Source organism: Streptomyces sp. VRA16 Mangrove soil, from assembly GCF_017377775.1.
GTDB lineage: Bacteria > Actinomycetota > Actinomycetes > Streptomycetales > Streptomycetaceae > Streptomyces.
In genome coordinates this window covers 415,582-440,728 of sequence record NZ_JAFVLN010000008.1, presented here as the reverse complement: position 1 = coordinate 440,728, position 25,147 = coordinate 415,582, and the positions used below count along the sequence as shown (strand labels likewise).

Genomic DNA, 25,147 nt, shown 5'->3' with positions numbered 1-25,147 from the left:
GCCGCCATGGGCGGCAGGGTGGGCAAGGCGGCACCCCGGCGCGGGGTGAGCGCTCCAACCGGCCTCCAGCTCGGTCCCGGCCGCGGCGTTGCCGGGTGCAGCGTCGTCTCGGTTGGTCGCGCAGTTCCCCGCGCCCCTGCGGGGCTCGACCACCGTCGGTCGCGTCCGCGCGGCGGGGCCGCAGATCGACAGGGTCCCGCGCCCCTGCGGGGCTCGACCACCGCCGGTCGCGTCTCTGGCGGGGCGTCAGGGAATGGCTAAGGCCCCCCACCGGAGTGGAGGGCCTTCGCCTTCTGTGCGCCATCAGGGACTCGAACCCCGGACACGCGGATTAAGAGTCCGCTGCTCTAACCAACTGAGCTAATGGCGCCCGCTGACCTGCATAACTTTACCCGACCTCCCGGGGTGCTCCTGACCAGCCGACGCGCCGAGGAAGGGAGTGGTTTGTGGGGATTTCCATCATTCGGACCGTCAACATGCGGTTTGTCTGGACAGTTGAGACGCTGCCTGCGTGCGAAGGCGAGGCTCGTCAGATCAGCGGCCGGCTCTGGAGTGTGAGGGGAATCGCATGGAGGCTCCGGTATTCGAGAACTACGACCCGGCGGGCGACTGCCACTGCGCGGGGTGCGTGCAGTGGCGGCGAACGGACCCGTCCCGGGCCCGGACGAAGCTGGGCGCGCGGCACGCCCTGGTCGCCGCCGCCGCGGCCGGCACCGTGATCGGCGGCGTCCAGCTGACCCCGGCCGCCGCGGCAGGGCACCACGAGGCGAGACCGGGTGACCCGGTCCCGGGCGACGCGACCCCGCAGGGCGGCACCAGCCCGCTGCACGGAGCGCCGGGCCAGGCCGCAGGATCGGTGGATCTCGCACAGCAGAGCGCGCTGCGCACCACGACCCGGGCCGCGATCATCAACCGCGCCAAGACGTGGGTGTCGGCGAAGGTCCCGTACAACATGGACAAGTACTGGAGCGACGGCTACCGGCAGGACTGCTCGGGGTTCGTCTCCATGGCGTGGGACCTGCCGGGCAACGAGTGGACCGGCTCGCTGGCCCAGTACGGCACCCGGATCACCAAGGCGCAGCTGCAGCCCGGCGACATCCTGCTCTTCCACAACCCGTCCGACCCGGAGAAGGGCTCGCACGTCACGATCTTCGGCGGGTGGACCGACTACACGCGCAGCTACTACATCGCGTACGAGCAGACCCGGCCCGGCACCAGGAAACAGGCCACCCCGTACGCGTACTGGACCAACTCCAGCAGGTACCTGGCCTACCGCTACAAGGGCGTGAAGGCCGGGACCACCTCGGGCGCGGACGCCGCCGCCACGACGAAGTTCCCGGGGGCCGGGGCCTTCGGTCCCGGGGCGAACAACGCGTACGTCACCCAGCTCGGGCGGCTGCTCGTGGAGCGCGGCGGCAAGCGGTTCTACAGCCAGGGCCCGGGCCCGCGCTGGGGCGACGCGGACCGCAGGGCGACCCAGGCGTTCCAGCGGGCGCAGGGCTGGAGCGGCGCCGACGCCGACGGCATCCCCGGGCCGACGACCTGGTCGTACCTGGTCGGCGGGAAGGGGAAGGACATCCCCGGCGGCGGGAGCTCGGCCGGGAGCAAGGGCAGTGGCACGTCCAAGGGGCAGGCGCCCGCCTTCCCGGGGACGGCGGTGTTCCGGCCCGGGTCGAGCAGCGGCGCGGTGACGAAACTCGGCAAGCAGCTGGTGAAGAAAGGATTCGGCAAGTACTACGCCCAGGGGCCGGGACCGCGCTGGGGCGAGGCCGACCGCCGGGCCGTCGAGGCGTTCCAGCGGGCCCAGGGCTGGCGGGGCGCGGCGGCCGACGGCTACCCGGGCCCGGAGACCTGGCGACGGCTCTTCTCGTGATGGCTCGTGACGGCCAGTGGCGACCGGCGATGACCGGAGGTGACCGGTGATGGCCGTGACGGCCGGTGACGAAGGACGACGGACCAACCCCTGTGCCGCGGACGACCGAGGAAACGGTGAGGCATCGATGAGCGAAACCAGCGAGATCGGGGACCGGCCGCGCGGCGCGCGGCTCATCCAGAACGAGGCGACCACCGAGATCCCGGTCCACCTGCTCTTCCGTGACGACCCCGAGCCGGTGGCGGTGCCGCTGCGCCCGGCCGTGGTCGGCACGGCGACGGGCATGGGCACGGGCACGGGCACGGCCGCGGAAAAGGGCAGGCCCGCGACGCCGCGCAGGATGCCGCCGCGCGCCCCCGCCCGTCCGGCGCCCGCCGTCGATCCGGAGCTGAAGCAGCGGGCAGGACGGGCGCTGCCCGGTGTGTTCGGGGTGCTCGGCGGGCTGGCCGGCGCGGCCGGTGCCGTGACGTCGCTCGGCTGGGCCGGGGCGCTGCCGCAGATCGTGACGGACGTCGCCGGGCTCTCCCGTTACGCGTCCTCTCCGGGGTCGGGGCTCGGGCCCGTGCAGTGGGCGGCGGTCGCGGGCTCGGGCGTGCTCGGCCTGTTCGGCTTCGGCGGCCTTGCGCGCGGTCGCACCGGGCAGGCCTGGGTGCTGACCCTCTTCGGGCGGTACCGGGGCACCGTGCGCAAGGCCGGGCTGCTGTGGGTGAACCCGCTGCTGCTGCGCCGCCGCGTGGACGTGCGGCTGCGGCACTGGCGCAGCGAGCCGATGCCCGCGGTCGACGCGAACGGGGTCGCCCTGCGCGTCGTCGTCCTCGTCGTGTGGCGGATCAGGGACACGGCACGGGCCACGCTCGGGGTCGAGGACCACGAGACGTATCTGCGCGAGTGCGTCGAGGCGGACATGGCGCGGGTCCTGTCGCAGCTGCCCGCCGACGCCTTCCACGAGGACGCGCCGACCCTGCGCAACGCCGAGGCCGTCGGCGACCTCCTCACCCGGCGGCTCGCCGCGGACGCCGAGCCGGTCGGCATCGAGGTGTTCTCCGCGCAGCCGACCCGGATCGAGTACGCGCCCGAGGTGGCGGCCGCGATGCAGCGCCGCCGGATCGCCGCACTCGACGCGCAGCACCGGGACTCCGTGCTGACCTCGGTCGTGGACTCGGTGGAGGACACGGTGACGCGGCTGACCACGCGCGGTCTGGTCGAGCTGGACGACTACGAGCGCAAGGCGCTCGTGAAGGATCTGACGGTGGCGTTCTACACGGGCCGGGGGGAGTAAGGGCCGGGGGCCGCGGCGCACCTCCGTTATTGGTATGGACATGTTCAAGTCCCGCCCATACATTGGGCGTTGCTTGGTCTAGACCTGAAATATCGGCAGCACCACTGTGCGCACGGCTTCCGGAACTCCCCACACCCCCTGGAGCGGCAGCATGCGAAAAAGGATCTATGCGGCCCTGCTCGGCCTGACCACCGCGGGGGCGTTCGCCCTGTCGGCGGGCGGCGCCAGCGGCCACGGCTACACCGACCAGCCCATCAGCCGGCAGAAACTCTGCGCCAACGGCACCGTCACCGGCTGCGGCAACATCCAGTGGGAGCCGCAGAGCGTCGAGGGCCCCAAGGGCTTCCCGGCGGCCGGCCCCGCCGACGGCCAGATATGTTCGGCGAACCACACCGAGTTCGGCTCGCTGAACTCACCCACGCAGCCGAACGGCTCGGCCTGGCCGACCACGAAGGTGACGGGCGGTCAGAGCTACACGTTCCGCTGGCAGTTCACCGCGCGGCACTCCACCACGGACTTCCGCTACTACATCACCAAGGACGGCTGGGACGACAGCAAGCCGCTCACCCGGGCGGCCCTGAACACCACCCCGTTCCTCACGGTGCCCTTCAGCGGCCAGCCCCCGGCCACCCTGGAGCACTCCGGCGTCCTGCCGTCCGGCAAGTCCGGCCACCACGTGATCCTCGCGGTGTGGACGATCGCGGACACGGCGAACGCGTTCTACGCCTGCTCGGACGTCACGTTCTGAGGTTCCCCTGAGGATCTCCGCCCCCTGACCCGGGTACCTTCCCCGTAAGCCGCCCGGCCCACGGCTGGACGGTTTACGGGGGTTCGATCACGGGGGATCGCAATGGAGTTCTTCTTCTTTCTTGTGCCGGTACTCATCGTCGCCGTCGCGGCGGCCATCGGGTTCGCGGTGCTGCGCAGGGCGCTGCAGCGGCAGGCGGCATGGCGCGGCGGGCTCACCGCCGAGGCGCGCTGTCTGCGGGTGTTCACCACGACGAGCGGCGGTGAGCACCCGACCACGACACAGCACCACGTCTTCGAGTTCACCGCGCGCGACGGCCGCGCCGTCCGCTTCGAGGAGGAGAACGGCCCGGCGGCCGTCGTCCAGGGCGACGTCGTGACCGTGTACTACGTGGCCGAGCGCCCGGAGCAGGCCACGGCCTGTCCGCCGCGGTCCACGGCGAACATCGTGGGCACCGTGTTCGTCCTGGGGTTCGTGGGGCTGATCATGGCCTTCTGCGCGTTCTTCGTGTTCGCCGCGGCCGACCTCTTCCAGGGGGACTTCTGAACAGCGCCGAGTACGGAAGACTGCGGCCATGACCGACCTCGTCTTCCATATAGGTTTCCCGCTCCTCATCGTGCTGCTGGTCTGGGCCGCGTACGCGATCGTGCGCCGGACCCGGGAGCGGCGCGCCGCATGGGAGAGCGGGCTCACCGCGCAGGCGCGGGTCGTCGCCGCGTACGTCCGGGTCCAGATGGTCAACAACGTGGCGCGGCGCATCCAGTGGCACGAATACGACTTCACCGTCGACGGCCGGGCCGTGCGGTTCAAGGAGTCCGGCGGGCCCGCGAGCCGGGCCGTGGGCGACGAAACGCTCGTCCACTACGCGGCCGCCGACCCGGAGAAGGCGACGGCGTCGCCGCCGCAGCCGGGCAAGGACATGTTCGGCACCGTCTTCGGGGTCGGCGTGATGGTGGTCGGCGTGATCATCCTGGCGAACGTGACCGTCACGTACTGGTGACCAGGGCCCGGGTTCTCCCGGGTCTCCACATCTGACGTGGCGTCAATTATGGTGCGCGGCCATGGGATCCATGACGCGCACTCCCGGTACGTCACCCGCGGCCGCGACCTTCGCGGAGCTGATCCAGGCCCGCTGGGGCGACCACAGGCCCGGCCTCGCGTACGAGGACCAGGTCCTCAGCCATCACGAGGTCACCGCCGGGGCCGCCGCCCGCGCCGCGCTCCTCGCCGACCTGCTGCCCCGCGGCGCCGAGCCGCACGTCGGGGTGCTGCTCGACAACACCCCGGAGTTTCCGCAGTGGTTGGGCGCCGCGGCGCTCGCCGGGGCCGCCGTCGCCGGGATCAATCCCACGCGCCGCGGCGCCGAACTCGCCCGCGACATCACCCACACCGAGTGCCGCGTCCTGGTCACCGACCGCGCCCATCTGCCCCTCCTCGACGGGCTCCGGTTCCCCGGCGTCCGCGTCCTGGTGACCGACACCGGCGCGTACGCGGAGCTGCTCACCCCCTACGAGGGCGCGAAACCGGAGCCCGCGGGCACGGTCGCCCCCGCCTCCCGCATGCTGCTCTACTTCACCTCGGGCTCGACCGGCGCCCCCAAGGCCGCGATCTGCACCCAGGGGCGGCTCGCGGCGGCCGGGCGGTCGCTGGTCGACCACTTCGGCGTACGGCCCGACGACGTGCACTACATCTGCATGCCGCTCTTCCACGGCAACGCGGTCATCGCCGACTGGGCGCCGGCCGTCGCGGCGGGCGCCGGCATCGCCCTGCGCCGGAAGTTCTCCGCGTCACAATTCCTGTCCGACATAAGGCAGTTCAAGGCCACCTACTTCACATACGTGGGTCGGGCCGTGCAGTACATCCTCGCCACCGAGGAACGCGCCGACGACCGCGACAACCCGCTGCGCGTCGGGTTCGGCACCGAGGCGGGGGCGGTGGACGCGGCCCGCTTCGAGGAGCGGTTCGGGGTGCGGCTCGTGGAGGGGTACGGCTCGTCGGAGGGCGGCGCCGCCGTGCAGCGCACACCCGGCACCCCGCCGGGCGCCATCGGACGGGCCGCGCCCGGCAGTGACCTCGCGGTCCTCGACCCGGCGACCCGGAAGGAGTGCCCGCCCGCCGCCTTCGACGCCGGTGGCCGGCTCGTCAACGGGGCCGAGGCGATCGGCGAGCTGGTCAACCGGGGGCGCTCGCCCTTCGAGGGGTACTGGCGCAACGAGGCGGCGTACGCGGAGCGGGTGCGCGAGCACGGCTGGTACTGGACCGGGGACCTGTTCTACCGGGACGGCGACGGGTTCCTGTACTTCGCCGGACGCGGCGACGACAAGATCCGCGTGGACAGCGAGAACCTCGCCCCGGCCATGATCGAGAACATTCTGGCCCGGTGGCCGGACGCGGCGGCGGCCGCCGTGTACGGGGTGCCGGACCCGGTCGCCGGGGACCAGGTGATGGCGACCGTGGCGACGGTGGAGGGGCGGGCCTTCGATCCGCTCGCGTTCGGGGAGTTCCTGCTGGCGCAGAGCGATCTCGGGACGAAGATGGCGCCGCGGTTCGTGCGGGTGGTGGAGCGGATCCCGGTGACCGCGACGAACAAGGTGCGGCGGGGGGAACTGCGACGGGAGGGCTTCTGGCGCGGGGAGGGCGAGGTGTGGTGGCGGCCGGTGGGCGAGGCGGCGTACCGGCGGCTGGGGCGGGACGGCCTCGACGCCCTGCTGGCCGAGTACGAGCGACAGGGCCGACGGGATCTGCTGCTCTAGGCCACGGGCGATCTTGGTCAGGACCACCCCCGCGGACCAGGTAGTATTTACCTCGTCAACCGGCGCCATTAGCTCAGTTGGTTAGAGCAGCGGACTCTTAATCCGCGTGTCCGGGGTTCGAGTCCCTGATGGCGCACAGTAGGTGAAGGCCCTCCACTTCGGTGGGGGGCTTTCGTCGTGTCTGGATGTCGGTGGTGGTTGGCTTCGGCGTCGAGGGGCCGGGGGGCGCCGGAAAGGGAAGGCCCCCACCGGGGTGCGGTGAGGGCCTTCGGGGGGCGTGGGTCAGGTGGTCTTGGGTGGGTGGAGTTCCAGGAGGCTGATGTCCGGGGGTGCGCCGACGCGGACCGGGGGGCCGAAGAAACCCGTGCCGCGGGTGACGTAGAGCTGGGTGTCGCCCACCGTGCCGAGGCCGGCCAGGACCGGGTTGGACAGGGCCGCCACCGCCGAGAGCGGCGCCATCTGGCCGCCGTGGGTGTGGCCCGACAGCTGAAGGTCGACGCCGTGCCGGGACGCCTCGTCGGCCAGGACCGGCTGGTGGGCCAGGAGCACCACCGGGCGTGACGCGTCCCTCCCGGCGAGGGCGCGGTCGAAGTCCGGGCCCCGGCCGTGCTCCTCGCCCGTGACGTCCTCGACGCCCGCGAGGTCCACGGCGACCCCGTTGTGCACGATCTCCACCCGCTCGTTCAGCAGCGGGCGCACGCCAAGACCGCGCACCTCGTCCACCCAGCCCGAGACGTCGTCGTAGAAGTACTCGTGGTTGCCGGTCACGAAGAAGCTCCCGTAGCGGGACTCCAGCGAACGGAACGGGGTGACGGCCGGGCCCAGCTGGGCGCTGGTGCCGTCCGCGAGGTCGCCGACGATCGCCACCAGGTCGGGTTCGAGCCCGTTCACCATCCGCACCACGCGCTCGGTGTGCGCACGGCCCAGCATCGGGCCCAGATGAAGATCGCTGACCACGGCGATCCGCAGGCCCGCGGCGCGTGGATCCAGCTTGGCCAGCCTGATCGGCACCCGCTTGACCAGCGGGTCGCCGAGCGCGCTCGACACCCCGTAGCCCACCGTGCCCAGCGCGGCGGTGCCGACGACGGCGCCGACCGTGCGGCCCAGGAACAGCCGCCGGTCGATGTGCCGCACCGGTGGCTCCGGCGCCGCCGGCGCCGCGGCCGGAGGTGCGGCCGGAGGTGCGGCGACCGCCGGGCCGGCGCCCGCCGCGGCCGGCACCGCCTCGGTGGGCAGCGGCTCCGGTACGCCGGCCCCGCCCGCCGCCCGCTCGGCCCGGCGGATCCGCGACGCCGCCCAGGCCCGCGGCAGTTCCGCCAGGACCAGGCCGGTGAGCAGATACAGCAGGACGGCGATCAGCAGATAGCCGGGCCAGGCCAGCCACGCCCCGTCGTCCGGACCGAGGAACGGGAGCAGGATGCGGGTGGCCGGGGCGAGGACCGCCGAGCAGATGACCGCGCCGGTGCCCACCCGGCGGGACCGGGTGCCGGCCCGCGTGGTGTCCCGCACCAGCCGGACCCACAGATAGAAGTGGAAGAGCGCGGAGCCCGCCACCATGGCCGCGTACAGGCCGAATCCCAGCATGGGGGTTGCCTCTTCCTTACTCGGCGATGCCGAACCGGGCGTGCAGCCTGCGCAGCGGCGCCGGGGCCCACCAGTTGCCGCGGCCCGCGAGCCGCATCAGGACGGGGACCAGGACGGCCCGGATGAGGGTGGCGTCGACGAGGATGACCACCACCATGCCCAGGCCCAGCATCTTGAGATAGACGATGCCCGAGGACGCGTACGTCGCGAACGACGCGGCGAGGATCACGGCGGCCGAGGTGATCAGCGGGCCGCTGCGCTCCAGGCCCGCGGCGACCGCGGCCGTGTTGTCGCCGGTACGGTCGTACTCCTCCTTGATCCGCGACAGCATGAACACCTCGTAGTCCATGGAGAGCCCGAACGCGGTGCAGAACATCAGGATCGGGATGCTCGGCTCCAGCGTTCCGGTGGAGGTGAAGCCGAGCGCGCCGGAGAGATGCCCGTCCTGGAAGACCCAGACCAGGGCGCCGAACATCACCGCCATGCTCAGGGCGTTGAGCACCATGGCCTTGGCGGGGAGCAGCACACTGCCCGTCATCAGGAACAGGATGACGAAGGTGACGAGCAGGACAAGACCCAGGACCAGCGGCAGCCGCTCCACGAGGACCGAGCGGAAGTCGCTCAGCTCGGCCGGGTAGCCGCCCACCTTCACCTCGTCGTCGCCGAAGGCGGCCCGGACGTCGGAGATCACCCGGTCCGGGTCGGCGCCGAGCGCGTCCTGGGAGGCGACGACCGAGAACCAGGTGTCCCGGCCGGAGGCGAACCGCTCGGCGCTGTCGTTCGGTTCCAGGACGCGGCGCCCGTCGGCGTAGCTGCCGGTGAGCGCGTCGACCTGCTGGACACCGGGCACCCGCGACAGCTTCACCGCGGTCGCGTCGATCTCGTCCCGCCCCGACGCGTCGCCCGGCAGGCCGGGCCGCAGCACCTGGACGGCGTCCATCTCCTCGGCGGCGAAGCCCGAGCGGATCTGGTCCTGGACCACCCGGCTCGACACCTCCGCGGGCAGCACCCGGTCGTCCGGGGTGCCGAAGGAGATGCCCAGGGTGGGCGCGGCCAGGGCGAGCAGCACGGCCAGGGCCGGAATGCCGTACGCCAGCGGGCGGCGCATCATGCGCAGCGCGGTGGTGTGCCACCAGCCCGTGTCACCCGCGGGCGCGGGCTTCTTGCGCCGGACGCGGTGGCCGAGCCGGGCCAGGGCGGCGGGCAGGATGACCAGCGCCGCGAAGACCGAGGTGAGCACGACCGCGATGCCCGAGTAGGCGAAGGACCGCAGGAACGGGAACGGGAAGAGCAGCAGACAGGCCAGCGACACGATGACGGTGAGACCGCTGAACGCCACCGTGCGGCCCGCCCGGCCGACCGCGCGCCGGGTCGCCTCGGCCGGCTCGTGGCCCGCGGCCAGCTCCTCGCGGAACCTGCTGATCACGAACAGGCTGTAGTCGACGCCGAGGCCGATGCCCATCACCAGGGTGAGGTTGGCCGCGAACGTGGAGACGTCGGTGAAGGACGTGAGCAGACGCATCAGCGCCAGCGTCATGATCACCGAGAACAGGCCCATGCCGAGGGTGAGCAGCGCCGCGTTGAAGCGCCGGTAGATGAAGGCCAGCAACAGCAGCACCAGCGGGAAGACGATCATCTCCGCGCGCAGGAAGTCCGTGCGGGCCTGCTCCGCGGCCTGCCGGAACACCTCGTCACCGCCGCCGACCTCGACCTTCACCGTCGCGTCGGAACGGGCGAAGTCCGGGGCGAACTCGGCGAGCCGGGTCCTGGCCTCGGTCACCGTGCCGGACATCCGCGCGATCACCAGCGCCTGCCGGCCGTTCTCGGAGCGCATCACCGGTGACTTGCCGCGCGACCAGTAGGAGGCGGTCTCCGCCACGCCCTTCTGGTCGGCGAGCTCCAGCTCCAGGTCACGGCCGGCCGTCGTGACGGCCGCGGAGTCGACATCGCCGTTCCTGGCGGTGACCAGGAGCAGCACGCTCGGGGTGCCGCTGTCGAACTCGCGGGCCAGGACGGCCCGGGTGTCGAGCGACTCGGATCCCGGGCTCTCGAACCGGCTGAGCACCAGCCGGTCCATGGCGCCCGCGGCCAGCGCGAGACCGACGACGGTGAGCAGCACGCTCAGCCAGATCACCAGCCGGGGGCGGCGGGCGATCCGTCCGCCGAGCCGGTGCAGCGCCGTGTCCTCGGCGGACGCCGGACCGCGGGACGCTGTCGGCCCCCGCTCCGCCGTCGATGGGGTGGGGGTGGTTGCCACTGTCTGATGCCTTTCTTCTGGGGGGAGGGGCGGGTCGGGGTGTCAGCTCTTGCTGTCCAGCCAGCGGTCCACGGCGTCGTAGAGCAGCGGCGCGTCCTTGTCGACGGTCACGAAGTGGCCGGAGCGCGCCAGGGTCAGGGAGCGCACGTCCGTGCTCGCGGTGAACAGGGCGGGGTAGCGCTCGACCCCCTGGCGCAGGACGTCCTTCGCGCCGAAGGCGAGGAACACCGGAGCCTTGATGCGGCCGATCAGCCGCAGGTCGGTGAGGATCCCCGCGGGCTCGGAGGCCATCACCCCGCAGGGGTTGCGCGGCCACAGCCCCGTGATCGCGCGGGTCACCGCGGGATCCGCGTCGGGTCCGAGCCCGCCGGCCAGGAAGTCCTCGCGGACCGGGTCGAAGTGCACGTACCCCCGGGGGTCGCCGGCCTTCCGCTTCGGCTCGCCGCCCTTCTGGCAGACCGAATAGGCCGCCAGGAAGCGGCGGTTGGTCTCCCCGGTGACGCCGACCGCGGCCCACCCGGTGAGGACCAGGCCGTCGACGTCGCCGAACGAGGCGGCGACGGTCTCCGCGACCAGGGCGCCACTGGAGTGGCCGCCGAGGAACACCTTGCCGAACCGGACCGGTTCGGCGCCCTCGACGTCGTACGACCCCCGCTTGAGCCGTTCGACGATCTGGTGCGCGATGTCGGCATGGGCGCCGCTGCACGAGTCGAAGCCGTCCGGGATGTCGCTGGCGCCGTAGCCGAGCCGGTCGATGGTGAGCGAGACGTGCCCGCGCTCGGCCAACTCCCGTGTGTAATCGCGGCCTTCGACGCCGAGGCGCCAGATCCACTCGCCGGTGTTGGTGCCGTGCACGTACAGGGTGACCGGCGGGCGCTTGCCGCCGCGCGGCCTCAACTCCCTTTCGGGGCCCGTCAGATGGCCACGGATCGTGTACTTCTTGCCGTCGCTGGTGCACTGGCTGTCGGTCCGGTTGAGGTTGCGCACCTCGAACGCGACGGGGACGTCGACGATGCGCTGCGCCGGCCGTCCGGCGGCGGGCGCGGGCCGCGCCGCCGCGGCCGTGGGCCGCGCCGTACGGTCCTGCGGCGTTCCCGCGAGCGCGACCGCGCCCGGGAACGCGGCGGCGACCAGGGCCAGCGCGGCGGCGAGCACACCGGCCCGCGCCGGTACGGAACTGCGTGTCACCGGTCGAATCCCTTCTCGTCCAGCCAGGAGGCGATGAAGTCCTGCACCTGCCGCGCGCCGTGTTCCACCCCGAGGAAGTGGCCCGCGCCGGCCACCGTGAGCAGGTCGGTGCCGGAGGCTCCCGTGAACCGGGCGCGGTGCGCTTCGCCGCCGCGCACGCGGCGGTCCTCGGCGCCGTACACGAGCGCGACCGGCACCTCGATCTCCGGCAGCCTGCGGGTGTCGACGAGGACGCCCTCCAGCTGGGAGACCTGGACCCCGCACGGGTGGCGGCTCTGCAGGTCCTTCGCCACGGCGAGGGCCCGCCGGTCGGGGGCGGCGGCGTTGCCCCGCACGAAGTCCCGGGCGCCGACGTCGAAATGGGTGTAGCCCCCGGCGCCGCGGCCGGATCCTGCGGGCACCCCGCCCTGCATGCACGAGGTGAGCGCGGCGAAGAACCGGGCGTCGTCCTCGTCGGTGAGCCCGCTGTCGCTCCAGCCGGTCAGCACCAGGCCGTCCACGTCCCGGAACGAGTACGCGGCGATCTCGGCGATCTGCGCCCCCCGGTCGTGTCCGGCGAGCACCACGTCGTCGAAGCGCACCGGCTCGGCGCGTTCGGCGCGGTACGTGCCCGCCCTGAGCTGCTGGACGATCTGGTGCGTCATGTCGGCGTCGCCGCCCAGGCACAGCGCGCGGCCGTCGGGCTTGTCGCTGGCGCCGTAGCCGAGCCGGTCGATGGTGAGCGAGGCGTGGCCGCGCCGGGCCAGCTCCTCGCTGTGGTGGTAGCCGGGCACGTCGATGCGCCAGTACCACTCGCCGGCCGCCAGACCGTGCTGGTAGAAGGTGACCGCCGGGGCCGACGTCCCGGCCAACAGGCGTGCGGGCGCGGTGAGATGGCCGCGGATCGTGTACGTCCTGCCGTCGGTGTTGCAGGCCAGCCCTGAGCGGTTGCGGTTGACGACGCGGAACCGCACCGGGATGTCGGCGATGTCCTCGGCGGCGAGCCGGGCGGCGGTGGCCCGGCGGGCCGCGGCCGGATCGGGCGCGGCCGCCGCCGACGCGGTGGCGGCGCCGTCCCGGCCCAGAGCGCCGAGCACCGGCAGGGCGGCCAGGGCGAGCAGCGCCCCGAGGACACCGAGAACACCGCGGAATCTAGCGCGCCGCAGCATGACGCACCTCCTGGGAGCCGAGCGGACCCGGGGCGTCGGCGGGCCGCGGCCCGGACTCCTCGCGGATGCCGAACCGGCGCTGGAACCGCCGCAGGGGCGCAGGGGCCCACCATGTGGCCCGGCCGGTCAGCGTCATCACCGAGGGGACCAGCAGGCATCGCACGACGGTCGCGTCGACGAGGACGGCCAGGGCCACCCCCAGGCCGAGCACCATCGTGTTGGTGATCCGCGAGTAGCCGATCGAGACCAGCACCACGGAGAGGATCAGCGCGGCGGCGGTGACGATGCCCCCGGTGCGGCGCACGCCCAGTTGCACGGCGCGCAGATGGTCGCCGCCGCGGTCGTACTCCTCCTTCATCCGGGCGAGCAGGAACACCCCGTAGTCCATGGAGAGTCCGAAGGCCAGGCAGAACATCAGCACCGGCAGGGCGGTGTCCACGAACCCCGTCGGGGTGAAGCCGAGCAGTCCGGAGAGATGGCCGTCCTGGAACACCCAGACGACCGAGCCGAACATCGCGGTGAGGCTGAGCGCGTTCAGGAGCACCGCCTGCACCGGGACGAGCACACTCCCGGTCAGCAGGAAGACCAGCAGCAGGGTCGTCACGACGATCAGGGCGAGGGCCGCGGGGAGCCGGTCGCCGATGGCCTCCTGCGTGTCGACGAGTTCGGCGGCCTGCCCCGCGGGCTCGGCGTCGACCTGGCTGTCGATCCGCCGGATCGCCCGCACCAGCTCCTGGCTGCGCGGCGACACCGTCTCCACTCCGTCCACGGGCACCACCTGCACCCAGGCCCGGGAGCCCGACTCGCGCAGGGCGTCGACCGGGGTCCGCGGTTCGGTGCGCCGGCCCTGGCTGAACACGCCCGCGGGGGTGCGTACTTCGGCGACGTCGGGCAGCGCCGACACCTGCCGCGCGTAGCCCGCGACGTGCCGCAGGTCCGCGCCGCTCACCAGGACGTCGATCGCCGCGGTCTCGCTGCCGTCGAACCGGTCCCTGACGGTCTGCTGGACCGTGCGGGGCTCGGCCGTCGCGGGCAGCTGGCGGTCGTCGGCCATGCCGAACCGGGCGCCGAGGAACGGCAGTCCCAGCGCCACGAGCAGCAGCAGCGACCCGGCCGCGAAGAGCGGGGCGCGGCCGCTCACCGTCGTGGTCAGCCGCGCCCAGAACGTGTGGCCGCCCCCGGCCGGCAGCAGCCTGCGCAGCGGACGGGTCACGTCCAGGGCGTCCACCCGCGGGCCGAGCACCACGAGCAGCGCCGGCAGCACCACCAGGGCGGCGGCCGCGGCGAGCAGCACCACCGAGACACCGGCGTACGCGAAGGAACGCAGGAAGAACAGGGGGAACAGCAGCAGGGCGGCGAGCGCCACGGAGACGGTCAGCGCGGAGAAGGCCACGGTGCGGCCCGCGGTGCGCAGCATCGTCGCGACCGCCGTCGGCACGTCGGCACCGGCGGCCCGCTCGTCGCGGAACCGGCGCAGCATCAACAGCGCGTAGTCGATGGCGAGTCCGAGGCCGAGCGCGGTGGTCAGGCTCTGCGCGAACACCGACACGTCGGTGTATCCGGCGATCACCCACAGCACCAGGTTGGTGCCGGTGATGGCGACGGCCCCGACGGCCAGCGGGAGCAGCGCGGACACGGCGCTGCGGAAGACGAGGACCAGGATGGCCAGGGTGAGCGGCAGCGCGATCAGCTCGGAGGTGACCAGGTCCTCGGCGATGGTCCGCTCGACCGTGTTGAGGACCTCGCCGGTGCCGCCGGCCCGGACGGTGAGCGGGCCGTGCTCGCCCCGATAGGACTGGGCGAGCCGGTGCGCGGCCCGGCCGACCGCGGCCTCGTCGCCGTCCAGATGGGCGATGATCAGCGCGTCCTTGCCGTCCTTCGACTTCAGGGCGTCCGAGCCGGTCTGCCAGTACGAGACGACACCGCTGACGGAGTCCTCGTAGGCGAGCCGGTCGGCGAGGAGCAGGCCCTCGCGGGCGGCACGGCGGTCGTTGACGCCGTGCGCGCCGTGGGCGAGCAGCACGAAGTTGGGGCGGCTGGAGGGGAAGTGCTCCTCCAGGACGTCGGCGGCGCGGGCCGAGGGCGCGGCCGGGTTCTCGGTGCCCTGCCCGGCCCGCAGCCGGTCGGCGGCGCCGCCGCCGAAGACGGCGGACAGGACGACGAAGGCCAGCGCGGCGAGGAGTACCAGACGGGGCCTGGCCACCGCGGCCCGCGCGAACGAGCTGAGCACGGTCACCGCCTCCCGGCCGGGGCCGCGTCCAGGGGCAGCTGTCCCCGGACGCGGTGCCACGCGGCCTGGTCGGCGAGGGTCTGGTGCAACGGCCGGAAGGTGACGCCCAGTTCGCGGGTCGCGCGGGTGGAGGAGAACCGTGCGTGGTGGCCCTCCATCAGGGTGCGGATCCCGGTGCGGGTGGCCACCGGCGTTCTGCCGCTGAACCGGGCGGCGGTCTCGGCCAGGGCGGCCAGGCCCAGCGCGGTGCCGGCGGGGATCTGCCGCGGCACGGTGCCGGACCCGGCGGCGCGCACGATGCCCGCGCTGATCTCGGCCAGGGTGTGCCAGCGGCCCGCGGCGATGTAGCGCCGGCCCGGACGGCCGCGCAGGGCGGCGGCGACCAGGGCGTCCGCCACGTCGCGGGCGTCCACCAGATGGTTGCCGACGCGGGGCAGCGCCCGCACCTGGCCCGTGGCGACGGCGAGGAACAGCCGGCCCGCCGACGTGGGGCCCGAGTCGCCCGGCCCCCACATCCAGCCGGGCAGCACCATCGGGACCCGGACGCCGTGCTCGGCGTAGCGGGCGGTGAAGTCGGCGACCACCTGCTCGGCCCTGACCTTGCTGGCCCGGTAGGCGTGGCGCTGGTCGGCGGATCCGTTGGGGGTGTCCTCGTCGGCGGGGCCGCGGGCGGGGTCAGGGGCGAGGGCGCCGGTGGAGCTGGTGTGCACGACGGTCGGTACGCCGGTCTCGGCGGCGGCGTGCAGCAGTTCGTGCACGGCCCGGACGTTGGTGCGCATCAGCAGATCGACGTCGGCGTGCGGCTGGTAGTACTCGCGGAAGTACGCCGCCAGGTGGAACACGGCGTCGCAGCCGCGCAGCCGGGAGGCGAATCCGGAGACGTCGGTGACGTCGCCGGGCACGAGGCGGAGCCCGGGGCGGTCGGGCAGCACCTGCCGGGCCCGGTGCTCGTCACGGACCAGGGCCCGCACCTCGGTGCCGCGTTCGAGCAGCGCGGTCACCAGGGCGTGGCCGAGCAGCCCGGTCGGCCCGGTCACCAGGACGGTGTCCAGGGGCATGTCGTGCGGCGGGAGCGATGACCCGGTCATGCGGCGTGCCTTCTGTCGTCAGGGGCGGGATCGGGGGCGTGGCTGCGGGCGACGCGGGGACGCGGTTCTTCCTCCGCGAACAGCGGCCGTGTCAGGGCGCCGAGTCCGGCGGGTCCCGACCAGGCGCCGACCAGGACCGCGGCGGCCAGCGGGGTGGGTGCGGGGGCGGGTTCGGTCATGCCGCGCGCCGCCCCTCGCCGGCGCCGGGCCGGTCGGCCGCCGCGGGCCGCGCGGCGGTCCGGCAGGCCGCCCCGGACAGCGCCCGCTGCACCAGGACGTCCGCACCGGCGCCCGCCGACCAGGCGGCCACCACCCCGTCCGGGCGTACGAGGACGAGGAGCGGGCCGTTCGCCGCCCAGCGGCTGAGCCGCTGCTCCCGGTCGACCGCGACCGCGTACGACGGGTCGGTGACGGACTCGGGCCCGTCGTCGGCGCGCCCCGCGAGCAGCACCACGTCGGTCTGCCCGTGCAGCGGCGACCGCCGCACCGACAGGGCGGCCGTGCGGGCCAGTTCGGCGCCGGTGCCGGGGCGGCCCGAGGTGAGCACCAGCAGGGTGTGCCGGCCGGTGGCCAGCTGGGCGTGGGCCGAGGAACTGTCGGTGCCGGACAGCGGCTGCCACGGGGTGTCAGGGAGCCGTCGCCCGGCCCGCGGCCCCCGCTCGGCGGCCAAGCGGCCGCCGGACGCGGACCCGGGAGCGGCGTCCAGCGACCCGGGCACCGCGGGGCTGCCCGCCAGGTCCGGGTCGATCTGGGCGAGTTCGGGCACCAGCCGGCGGTCCAGGGCGCCGGACCGGGTGGCCGCCGTCAGCAGCAGGTCGCGGGCGAACCTGCGGGGCCCGGCGCGCAGCATCCACAGCTTGGTCTGCCGGTCGGAGTTGCGCAGTGCGCGCAGCGCCGCGGGCCGCCGCTCGGCCTCGTAGCTGTTCAGCAGCCGGGGGTCGGCGCCGTGGGTGACGGCGGCCAGCTTCCAGGCCAGGTCGTAGCCGTCCTGCACCCCGGTGTTCAGGCCCTGGCCGCCGGCCGGGCTGTGGCAGTGCGCCGCGTCCCCCGCGAGGAAGACGCTGCCGCGGCGGAACGTCGAGGCGACCTTGGTGTGCACCCGGAAGGTGGAGCGCCACCAGGTGTGGTCGAGCCGCCAGCCGGCCGGCCCCCGCTCACCCATGAGCTGCTGCAGCTCGGCCTCGGTCGGGGCCGCGGTGGACGGCCCCGGCGCCCGGTCGAAGAAGACGCGGTGACCGCCGCCGGGCAGCGGTACGACCACGAGGACGCCCCGCGGCGTGAGGTGGTACTGGACCTCCTCTGCGGGCAGGTCGCCCTCGTAGACACCGTCGCCGAGCAGGAAGTCCCGGGCGTAGCTGCCGCCCTCGAAGGCGATGCCCGCGGCCTCGCGGACCCGGCTGTGGGCGCCGTCGGCGCCGATCAGCCAGCGCGGCCTGGCGTCCGTCGGCGCGTACGCCTTGTCGGCGGCGAGCGTCACCTCCATCACCGAGTCGGCGGCGGGGCCGTCGGCCGACGCCACCTTGATGTCGATGGCCTCGGTGTTCCACTCGACCTGCCCGCCCAGCTGCAACAGCCGTTCGTACAGCACGACTTCGGTCACCGACTGGGGCACGCACAGCGGGTGCGGGAAGGCGGTGCCCGCGAGCGCGCCGAAGCGCACCTGGCCCACGGCCCGCCCGCGCGACCAGTAGCTCGCCCCGGCCAGCGGCAGTCCGCGGTTGACGAGCTCCTGGTCCACGCCGATGCGGCGCAGCACTTCGAGCGCCCCGCTCCACAGGATCAGCGCCTTGGGCTCGGAGGCCGGGCCGCGCCTGCGGTCCACGATCCGGCAGGGCACACCGTGCTGGTACAGGGTGCAGGCGGTGGCGAGGCCGGTGGGTCCCGCGCCGACGACGAGGACGGAGTCGGAGGCGTTCGGCTCGGACATCAGGCTGCGCTCCTGGGCTGGTGGACCCCGCGTTCACGCAGCAGGGCGTCGATGCGGCGGACGGCGTCCGCGGTGGAGGTGAAGGGGACGGCGGTCATGCCGTGCGCCTCGGCCGCGGTGCGGTTGTCCGCCAGGTCGTCGACGAAGAGGCACTGGGTGAGCGGCACGGGCAGCCGGTCCGCGAGCCGCCGGTAGATCTCCGCGTCGGGCTTGCGCACGCCCTCCTCCGACGAGTCGACGACGGTGTGGAACAGCTCGTCGACCGGCAGCCCCGCACGCCAGCGCGGGCGCCACTCACGGACGTTGTTGGTGAGCAGGGCCAGCGTGCAGCCGGCCGCGTGCCAGCGCCGCAGATGGCCGACGAGCTCCTCGTTGACGAGGCGGGCCCGGAACCACAGCTCCCCGAAGGGACGGCCGCCGAGCAGTTCGAGACCGGGTGCGCCGGGCAGTTCGCGCAGCACCCGCAGCACCATCTCCTCCTCGGTGCACCGGCCGGTCTCCAGATCGGCCATGGGGGAGCGGCCGTCGGCGGCGGTGGCCGCGGCGAAGGCCCGCTGCAGCTGTGGGAGGGGCACGCCCACGGTGTCGGCGAAGGCCGCGAAGGTCTCCTGGAGCGGATTGGTGAGGACGCCGCCGTAGTCGCAGACGATTCCCCTGACCGGCTCGTTCACTGGGCCACCTCGAGCCGGAACGAGGCGACCGTGTGCCCGCGCTGCGCCACGTCGACGACGACGGGCACCACGAGCGTGCCCAGCGTCTCGTCGACCCGGAACTGCTCCACCGTGGCGACCGCCCTGCTGACCAGGTCGAGCTCGGCGAACTCCCTGAAGTCGGCGTCCAGCGAGACGACTTGGAGGGTGTCGGCCGCGATGCTGTGCAGGGTGGCGACCGAGGCGCAGGCGAGCTGCCGGGCCGCTTCGAGCAGCAGGTTGCCGGGGATGTGGTCGAGCCGGTGGTCGAAGAGGTGCGGATGGGACTGGTCGGCGATGACGGTTGCGGACAGCGCGCTGCCCCCCGCAGGCAGCGGCTTGGTGATGACGACGTTGTACGGGTTCACCCGGCCGACCTCGCCGGGCTGGGCCCGGGCGTAGGTGGGCAGGGGGCCGGTCTCGGCGTCGAGGGCGGCCCGGTGCCGGGCGCGCAGCGCCTTGTACACGGACCGGGAGAAGAAGGCGAGGCCGCCGTCGAGCCGGATCGCCCGGCGGCCGTCGATGGAGACATGGCCGTCGAAGTCGAGGGCCTGCACCCGGCCGTTGCGCTTGCGCTGCGGCGCGCAGGTCAGGGTGACGACGGCCTCGGCGGGGCGGTCCTGGGCGCGGATCGCGTCGAGATCGCTGAGCCAGGTGCGCAGCCCGCGGAAGATGAACGCGTCGTCCAGCGGCACGTTCTCGTACTCGTGGGCTATGAACACGCCCGACTGTCTGAGTATCTCGACGAGCAGCAGGAAGTCATGGGCGAGCGCGCTCTCGCCCATGATGTGGGCGCGGGGCAGCTGGGCGGCGACCTCGAAGGTGTCCGGCCGGCCGGGGCTCCGGCGGGAGTCGGTGAGGAACACCTCGGCGACGGCGGCCCGGTGCACGAGGGCGCGCGGGACGGTGGAGTCGTAGCGGAGGGACGTGGTGGCCGTGGGCTCGTGCTGTGCGGCGGGGACGGTCATGGTGCCTCTCAACTCGGTCGGTTGATGCACCTGCACCCTGCACGCACGCGCTGGAACGGACCGCGGCACAAGCGCGGAACGCCCGCGGAAGGATCGAGGAAGGCCGTGAGACTGCGCGCGCGGGGGCGGTTCGGCGCAGCGGCGGGTCACTGAAACGACTCAGGCAGGTCGGCCTGCTGTCAACCCCTTTGACGTGACTTGGCGAGACCATTGCCTGTTCCAACCGGGCGGTAACCGCTACTGTCGATCCGTTCGAGCGGCCGGAGCGGCCCGTGCAACGGCGCACGTCCCCCTTCGGCCTGCTGAGCACGGCATTTGGGGGAAAATGTCTAGCGTTCTCCTGCGACACTTCGGGCGCGACGCTGCTGACCAGGAGGGCTCACGTTTCGTTCTCTTCGGTCCGCTTCAATTAGTGGTGGACGGGGCCGCGGTGGCTCTCGGGCCACCGAAACAGCAAGCACTGCTCGCCACCCTCCTGCTCCGGCTCGACATGCCGACCGGGCCCGATCAGCTGATCGGGGCCCTGTGGGGGCACGAGGCACCGGCCTACGCGAAGAACCTGGTGCAGAAGTACGTCTCGGGGCTGCGCGGCGCGCTCGCCGCGGCCGGTCCAGGCGCTTGCGGGCAGGCGCCGCGACTGCTGTGGGAGGGCGGTGGGTACCGGCTCGACATCGACAAGGAGCGGATCGATCTCTACGTCTACGAGCAACTGGCGGCCACCGGTACCACCCTGGCGCTGACCGGCAGTCTGCACAAGGCCGCGCAGCACCTGGATTCGGCGCGCATCCTGGTGACGGGGCCGCTGGCCGAGGGCCTCGACGCGCCGATCCTGGAGCGTGAGCGGGTCTACCGCGACGAACGGTTCCTGGCCGACATGGAGTTGCGCGCGGAGCTGGAGCTCGACCTGGGCCGGCATCGCAACGCGATTCCGTATCTCTACTTCATGCTGCACAAGCACCCGTTGAGCGAGCGCTTCAGCTGGCTGCTGATGCTCGCCCTGTTCCGCGCGGACCGCGGCGCGGAGGCGCTCGCCGTGTACGACGAGTACCGGCGGCGCGTGGTGACCGAGCTGGGCACCGACCCGGGCCGGGCGCTGCGGCGGCTGCACCATCAGATCCTCGACCAGGACCCCAAGCTGATGGTGGTGCGCGCGGTGCCCGCGCAGGGCGGGGCGCGGCGCCCCGAGCCGGAGCCGGCGACGGTCCGGGAGCTGGAGTGGGAACCCGACGTGATGTCACGGCAGTTGTGCGAGTGAACCGGCCACGGCGATGACTGTGACGTGAAGGGGCCCGCTGCTTGCGGCAGCGGGCCCCTTCCCGTACGTAGGGGACTCAGATGGCCAGGGACAGCAGTACCGGCGCCGCGCTCTTGTTGAGCCGGTCGGCCGCGCGGTGGAGGCGGTGCGCGTGTTCCACCGGGAGCGAGAGGGCCAGGCAGCCGACGGAGGCGCCGGCCGTGATCGGCACCGCGGCGCAGACCGTGCCCACCGCGTACTCCTGAATGTCCAGGACGGGGACGGTCGGTGGCTGGGCGGCGAGCTTGGAGAGCAGCACCTTCTCGTTGGTGATGGTGCGCGAGGTGAGGCGGGCCATCTTGTGCCGGGAGAGGTGATCGCGCCGGCCGTTGACGTCGAGCTGGCCGAGGAGTGACTTGCCGACCGCGCTGGCGTGTGCGGAGACCCGGAAGTCCACCCACTCGTTCACCGGAGGGGCCTCGGGGCCCGCCGCGTACTGCGTGATGCGGACCTCGCCGTCGATGTACCGGCTGATGTAGACGGCCGCGCCCACGGTGTCGCGCAGCTCGTCGAGGGTGAGCTGGAGCGTCTCGGTGAGGGCGGCCTCGTGGCCGTCGGCCGCGCCGAGCCGGGCCAGGGTCGCACCGGTCACGTACGCCCCGTCGGCGGTCTGCTGGACGTACCCCTCGCGGCGGAGCATGCGCAGCAGTGCGGTCAGCCCGTCGACGGGCAGACCGGTGACGCGGGCCAGCTCGGTGTCGGTGATGCCGACGCCGCGACGGGCGACGGCTTCGAGCACGCGCAGCGCGTGCTGCACCGACTGGTGCGGCTGGTGCGAAGCGTCCTTCTCGGGCTTCAGCGCCACGGCATCCCCCTGCATGGAACGGTTCCGGACAGCTGGGCTCCGTCCACGATAGCCGCCAACGCACCCAATAGGGGCGGCTGTTGGGGAGATTGGTGGCGCATTCCATGCCTCTCAGCAGGAACGCGCCACCCTGGCATATGCCAAAGTCATGCACCAGTCCGTGAACGGCTGGTCACAGGACCGCGCTCAGGAATTCCCGGGTGCGCTCGTGTTCCGGGTCGCTGAAGATCTTTTCCGGGGATCCGGACTCGATGACCCGGCCGGAGTCGAACATCAGAACCTGATCCGAGATGTCCCTGGCGAAATTCATCTCGTGGGTCACACAGAGCATGGTGATGTCCGTGGTGTGCGCGATGTCGCGCAGCACGTCCAGGACGCCCGCCACCAGTTCCGGGTCGAGCGCCGAGGTGACCTCGTCGAGCAGCAGCACCTGGGGGCGCATCGCGAGCGCCCGCGCGATGGCGACGCGCTGCTGCTGGCCGCCGGAGAGCTGGGTGGGGTAGGCGTCGCAGCGGTCGGCCAGGCCGACCATGTCGAGCAGTTCCCGGGCCCGCTGCTCCGCCTCGTCCTTCGGCAGGCCCAGCACGGTGACCGGCGCCTCCATGATGTTGCGCAGCACCTTCATGTTCGGGAAGAGGTTGAACTGCTGGAAGACCATCCCGATGTTCTTGCGGACCTCGCGGATGTGCTTCTCGCCGGCCGGGACCAGCTTGCCGTTCTTCTCCTCGTGCGTGAGGTAGTCGCCGTTCACGCTGATCGTGCCCTGGTCGGGCTTGAGCAGCGTCATCAGCAGCCGCAGGATCGTCGTCTTGCCGGAGCCCGACGGGCCGATCAGCGTCACGTGCTTGCCGGAGGCGACGGAGAAGTCCAGCTCGTCGAGGACGGTGTTGCCGCCGAACCGCTTCACGACCTTGTCGAAGCGGATCAGCTCGCTGCCGTCCACCTTGGGGTTGGCCTGCTCCTGCGTGTTCTTGGACGGGGTGGCGTCAGCGGACAAGGCGGCGCTCCAGAGCTCGGATGAGGAGAGAAGAGGGGTAGGCGATGAGGATGAAGGCGACACCGACGACCGTCAGGGCCTCCGTGTACTGGAACGTCTGGGCCGCCTCCAGGCGCGAGCGCTGCAGCAGCTCCAGGACGCCGATGCCCGCGAGCAGCGGGGTGTCCTTCAGCATCGCGATGACGTAGTTGCCGAGCGCCGGCACGACGCGGCGGATCGCCTGCGGCAGGATCACGGCCGTCCACGTCCTGCCGTACGGCAGGCTCAGCGCGCGGGCCGCCTCCCACTGTCCTGCCGGGACGGCCTCGATGCCGGCGCGGTAGACCTGCGCGGTGTACGTCGAGTAGTGCAGGCCGATCGCGATGACACCGGTGGTCAGCGCGGAGAACTGGATGCCCCAGTCCGGCAGCACGAAGTACAGGAAGAACAGCTGCACCAGGAGCGGGGTGTTGCGGATGAACTCCGTGACGATCCCGACCGGCCAGCGCACGAACCGGGTCGGCGCCCGGAGGGCGAGCGCCCACACCAGGCCGACGCTGAAGGAGATGAGGGAACCGAGGACCAGGATCTTCAGGGTCTCGACGACGCCGTCCCAGAAGTGCGGCATGAAGTCGGAGACGGCGGACCAGTCCCAGTTCGAAGCGGCGGTGACGATCACTGGCCGCCACCTCCCGTGCTCGCCGGGACCTGGGACACGGCCGTCGTCTGCCGCATGTCGAGCTTGTTGCCCATGATTCCGCCCTTGGCCGCGGGCCGCTGCCCGATGCCCGCCTTGGTCTTGCGCTCCAGCGCGCGCATCCCGCGCGTCAGCACGAACGCGATCACGAAGTAGATGACGAGCGTGATCGAGTAGATCTGTGCGCTCTCCGTCGTCGCGAGCCGCACCAGATAGGCGGCGAACGACACGTCACCGATGCCGAGCAGCGAGACCAGGGCGGTGCCCTTGAGCAGCTCCACCAGCAGGTTCGAGAACGGCGGGATCATCTCCGGCACCGCCTGCGGCAGCAGGATGAGCCGCATCCGCTGCCACGGGGTGAAGCTCAGCGCGACCCCCGCCTCGCGCTGGGCGGGCGCCACCGAGTTCAGGGCACCGCGCACGATCTCGGCGCCGTACGCACCGTAGGACAGGCCGAGGGCGAGGACGGCGGCCCACATCGGGACCAGCGACCAGCCCGCCAGCTGCGGCAGCACGAAGAAGATCCAGAACATCAGGATCAGTGCGGACGTGCCGCGGAAGATCTCGGTGTACGCGCCCGCGACGAACCGTACGATCCACAGCCTGTGCGTACGCGCCATGCCCACGCCGAACGCGACGACGGTCGCCAGCGCGGCGCTGTAGAGGGTGAGTTGGATCGTGATCCAGATGCCGGGCAGTACCCAGTGTTCCCACAGTCCGGTGGTCATTGTCGGCACAGCTCCTTGGCGGTCAGCGTCGTCATCTCCGCCTTCGTGAACCCGAACGGCTGGAGAATCCGGAACAGTTCACCGCTCTTCTTCATCTTGTGGATCTCGACGTTGAAGGCGTCGCGCAGTTTCGTGTCGGTGGGCCGGAAGGTGAAGCCGCCGCCGTCGATGTGCTTCTTGCCGCCGACCGTCGGGGCGAACGGCTCGGTGTGCTCGGCCCTGCGGCTCTTCTTGGTGACCTCGCGGGTGGTCAGCGCGGTCCCCGCGAAGACGTCGATACGGCCCGACTCGACGGCGTTCAGCCCGGCGACCTGATCCTGGAGGATCACGATGTCGGACTCCTTGTAGCCCGCCTCCACCGCGTACGCGATCTCCGCGTACCCGGTGCCGGTGCCCAGCTTCGCCTTGGCCTTCACGCAGTCCGCGTAGTCGTGCAGGTTCTTCGGGTTGCCCTTCGCGACGATGAACGAGTCCAGCATCTGGTACTCGGGATCGGCGAAGATGACCTGCTGGCAGCGGTCCTTGTTGATGTACATCCCGGCGGACACCACGTCGAACTGCTGCGTGTTCAGGCCGGGGATCAGCGACGCGAAGTCGGTGGCCACCGGCTGCACCTTGGCGACGCCGAGCCGCTTGAAGATGACCTTGGCCAGCTCCACCGCCTCGCCGGTGAACTTCCCGCTGTCGTCGATGTAGCCGTACGGCACCTCTCCCGCGATGCCGAGTCGTACGGTGCCCTGCGACTGGAGCCGGGCGAGCGTGTCACCGCTCGGCACGCGGCTGCAGCCCGCGGCACCGAGGGCACCGACCGCGCCGAGCGCTCCCGCGCCGACGAGCAGTGACCGTCTGCGTATGTTCCGTTTCTCGTGCGTACGTATCTCAGTTGGTGGAGCCATGGGCGCGCGGCTACCCGAC

General features: G+C 72.5%; 22 protein-coding genes and 2 tRNA genes. 8 read left to right on the top strand and 16 right to left on the bottom strand.

Features of this window, described 5'->3' with window-relative positions:
* Positions 1-296: 296 nt before the first annotated feature.
* Positions 297-370 (bottom strand) — tRNA-Lys (locus tag J3486_RS23855).
* Positions 371-568: 198 nt separating this feature from the next.
* Here J3486_RS23855 and J3486_RS23850 point away from each other — a divergent pair.
* The 7 genes from J3486_RS23850 (at position 569) to J3486_RS23820 (ending at position 6,789) form a co-directional block, all read left to right on the top strand.
* The gene (locus J3486_RS23850) at positions 569-1,873 is read left to right on the top strand and encodes a peptidoglycan-binding protein (protein WP_207823502.1); all 1,305 of its coding nucleotides are present in this window, start codon (positions 569-571) and stop codon (positions 1,871-1,873) included.
* A gap of 127 nt (positions 1,874-2,000) precedes the next feature.
* The gene (locus J3486_RS23845; protein WP_207823500.1) at positions 2,001-3,152 is read left to right on the top strand and encodes an SPFH domain-containing protein; all 1,152 of its coding nucleotides are present in this window, start codon (positions 2,001-2,003) and stop codon (positions 3,150-3,152) included.
* A gap of 151 nt (positions 3,153-3,303) precedes the next feature.
* The gene (locus J3486_RS23840) at positions 3,304-3,900 is read left to right on the top strand and encodes a lytic polysaccharide monooxygenase (protein WP_207823498.1); all 597 of its coding nucleotides are present in this window, start codon (positions 3,304-3,306) and stop codon (positions 3,898-3,900) included.
* Between the two features lie 102 nt (positions 3,901-4,002).
* Entirely contained in the window at positions 4,003-4,446 is a 444-nt protein-coding gene (locus J3486_RS23835) for a DUF3592 domain-containing protein (protein ID WP_207823496.1), read from the top strand.
* A 28-nt stretch (positions 4,447-4,474) separates the two neighbouring features.
* Positions 4,475-4,900 (top strand): hypothetical protein, encoded by a 426-nt coding sequence (locus J3486_RS23830; protein ID WP_207823494.1) that lies wholly within the window; start codon positions 4,475-4,477, stop codon positions 4,898-4,900.
* A gap of 61 nt (positions 4,901-4,961) precedes the next feature.
* On the top strand, positions 4,962-6,653 hold the full coding sequence (locus J3486_RS23825) for a long-chain-fatty-acid--CoA ligase (protein WP_374194759.1): 1,692 nt from the start codon (positions 4,962-4,964) through the stop codon (positions 6,651-6,653).
* A 62-nt stretch (positions 6,654-6,715) separates the two neighbouring features.
* Positions 6,716-6,789, top strand: a tRNA-Lys gene (locus tag J3486_RS23820).
* Positions 6,790-6,935: 146 nt separating this feature from the next.
* Here the strand turns inward: J3486_RS23820 and J3486_RS23815 are convergent.
* The 10 genes from J3486_RS23815 to J3486_RS23770 are packed head-to-tail and all read right to left on the bottom strand — an operon-like array spanning position 6,936 to position 19,732.
* The gene (locus tag J3486_RS23815; RefSeq protein WP_207823492.1) at positions 6,936-8,237 is read right to left on the bottom strand and encodes a metallophosphoesterase; all 1,302 of its coding nucleotides are present in this window, start codon (positions 8,235-8,237) and stop codon (positions 6,936-6,938) included.
* Positions 8,238-8,253: 16 nt separating this feature from the next.
* On the bottom strand, positions 8,254-10,494 hold the full coding sequence (locus J3486_RS23810) for an MMPL family transporter (protein ID WP_307804909.1): 2,241 nt from the start codon (positions 10,492-10,494) through the stop codon (positions 8,254-8,256).
* 42 nt (positions 10,495-10,536) lie between these two features.
* On the bottom strand, positions 10,537-11,682 hold the full coding sequence (locus J3486_RS23805) for an alpha/beta hydrolase (protein ID WP_207823490.1): 1,146 nt from the start codon (positions 11,680-11,682) through the stop codon (positions 10,537-10,539).
* On the bottom strand, positions 11,679-12,830 hold the full coding sequence (locus J3486_RS23800; protein ID WP_207823488.1) for an alpha/beta hydrolase: 1,152 nt from the start codon (positions 12,828-12,830) through the stop codon (positions 11,679-11,681). Before J3486_RS23800 ends, J3486_RS23805 begins: the two co-directional genes overlap by 4 nt.
* Positions 12,814-15,060, bottom strand: coding sequence for an MMPL family transporter (locus tag J3486_RS23795; RefSeq protein WP_207823486.1), 2,247 nt, complete (start codon positions 15,058-15,060; stop codon positions 12,814-12,816). Before J3486_RS23795 ends, J3486_RS23800 begins: the two co-directional genes overlap by 17 nt.
* 2 nt (positions 15,061-15,062) lie before the next feature.
* Entirely contained in the window at positions 15,063-16,148 is a 1,086-nt protein-coding gene (locus J3486_RS23790; protein ID WP_207823484.1) for an NAD-dependent epimerase/dehydratase family protein, read from the bottom strand.
* Positions 16,145-16,327: a hypothetical protein gene (locus J3486_RS23785; RefSeq protein ID WP_207823482.1), complete on the bottom strand. Its 183-nt coding sequence runs from the start codon at positions 16,325-16,327 to the stop codon at positions 16,145-16,147. Before J3486_RS23785 ends, J3486_RS23790 begins: the two co-directional genes overlap by 4 nt.
* Positions 16,324-18,075, bottom strand: a complete 1,752-nt coding sequence (locus tag J3486_RS23780; protein ID WP_207823480.1) for an FAD-dependent monooxygenase — start codon at positions 18,073-18,075, stop codon at positions 16,324-16,326. Before J3486_RS23780 ends, J3486_RS23785 begins: the two co-directional genes overlap by 4 nt.
* Complete coding sequence (locus J3486_RS23775; protein WP_207823478.1) at positions 18,075-18,746, bottom strand: HAD family phosphatase; 672 nt, start codon at positions 18,744-18,746, stop codon at positions 18,075-18,077. The genes J3486_RS23780 and J3486_RS23775 overlap by 1 nt, the downstream gene beginning before the upstream one ends.
* Positions 18,743-19,732, bottom strand: coding sequence for a ScbA/BarX family gamma-butyrolactone biosynthesis protein (locus J3486_RS23770; RefSeq protein ID WP_207823476.1), 990 nt, complete (start codon positions 19,730-19,732; stop codon positions 18,743-18,745). Before J3486_RS23770 ends, J3486_RS23775 begins: the two co-directional genes overlap by 4 nt.
* A gap of 430 nt (positions 19,733-20,162) precedes the next feature.
* Here J3486_RS23770 and J3486_RS23765 point away from each other — a divergent pair, with 430 nt between their 5' ends.
* Positions 20,163-20,987: a BTAD domain-containing putative transcriptional regulator gene (locus J3486_RS23765; protein WP_207823474.1), complete on the top strand. Its 825-nt coding sequence runs from the start codon at positions 20,163-20,165 to the stop codon at positions 20,985-20,987.
* Between the two features lie 76 nt (positions 20,988-21,063).
* Here the strand turns inward: J3486_RS23765 and J3486_RS23760 are convergent, their stop codons facing one another.
* The 5 genes from J3486_RS23760 to ehuB form a co-directional block, all read right to left on the bottom strand.
* Entirely contained in the window at positions 21,064-21,831 is a 768-nt protein-coding gene (locus J3486_RS23760) for an IclR family transcriptional regulator (protein ID WP_207823473.1), read from the bottom strand.
* Between the two features lie 172 nt (positions 21,832-22,003).
* Positions 22,004-22,828: an ectoine/hydroxyectoine ABC transporter ATP-binding protein EhuA gene (gene ehuA / locus J3486_RS23755; protein ID WP_207823471.1), complete on the bottom strand. Its 825-nt coding sequence runs from the start codon at positions 22,826-22,828 to the stop codon at positions 22,004-22,006.
* Positions 22,818-23,435, bottom strand: a complete 618-nt coding sequence (ehuD, locus tag J3486_RS23750) for an ectoine/hydroxyectoine ABC transporter permease subunit EhuD (RefSeq protein WP_207823590.1) — start codon at positions 23,433-23,435, stop codon at positions 22,818-22,820. The genes ehuA and ehuD overlap by 11 nt, the downstream gene beginning before the upstream one ends.
* A 47-nt stretch (positions 23,436-23,482) precedes the next feature.
* The gene (ehuC, locus tag J3486_RS23745; protein WP_207823469.1) at positions 23,483-24,232 is read right to left on the bottom strand and encodes an ectoine/hydroxyectoine ABC transporter permease subunit EhuC; all 750 of its coding nucleotides are present in this window, start codon (positions 24,230-24,232) and stop codon (positions 23,483-23,485) included.
* The gene (gene ehuB / locus J3486_RS23740; protein ID WP_207823467.1) at positions 24,229-25,128 is read right to left on the bottom strand and encodes an ectoine/hydroxyectoine ABC transporter substrate-binding protein EhuB; all 900 of its coding nucleotides are present in this window, start codon (positions 25,126-25,128) and stop codon (positions 24,229-24,231) included. Before ehuB ends, ehuC begins: the two co-directional genes overlap by 4 nt.
* Positions 25,129-25,147: the final 19 nt, after the last annotated feature.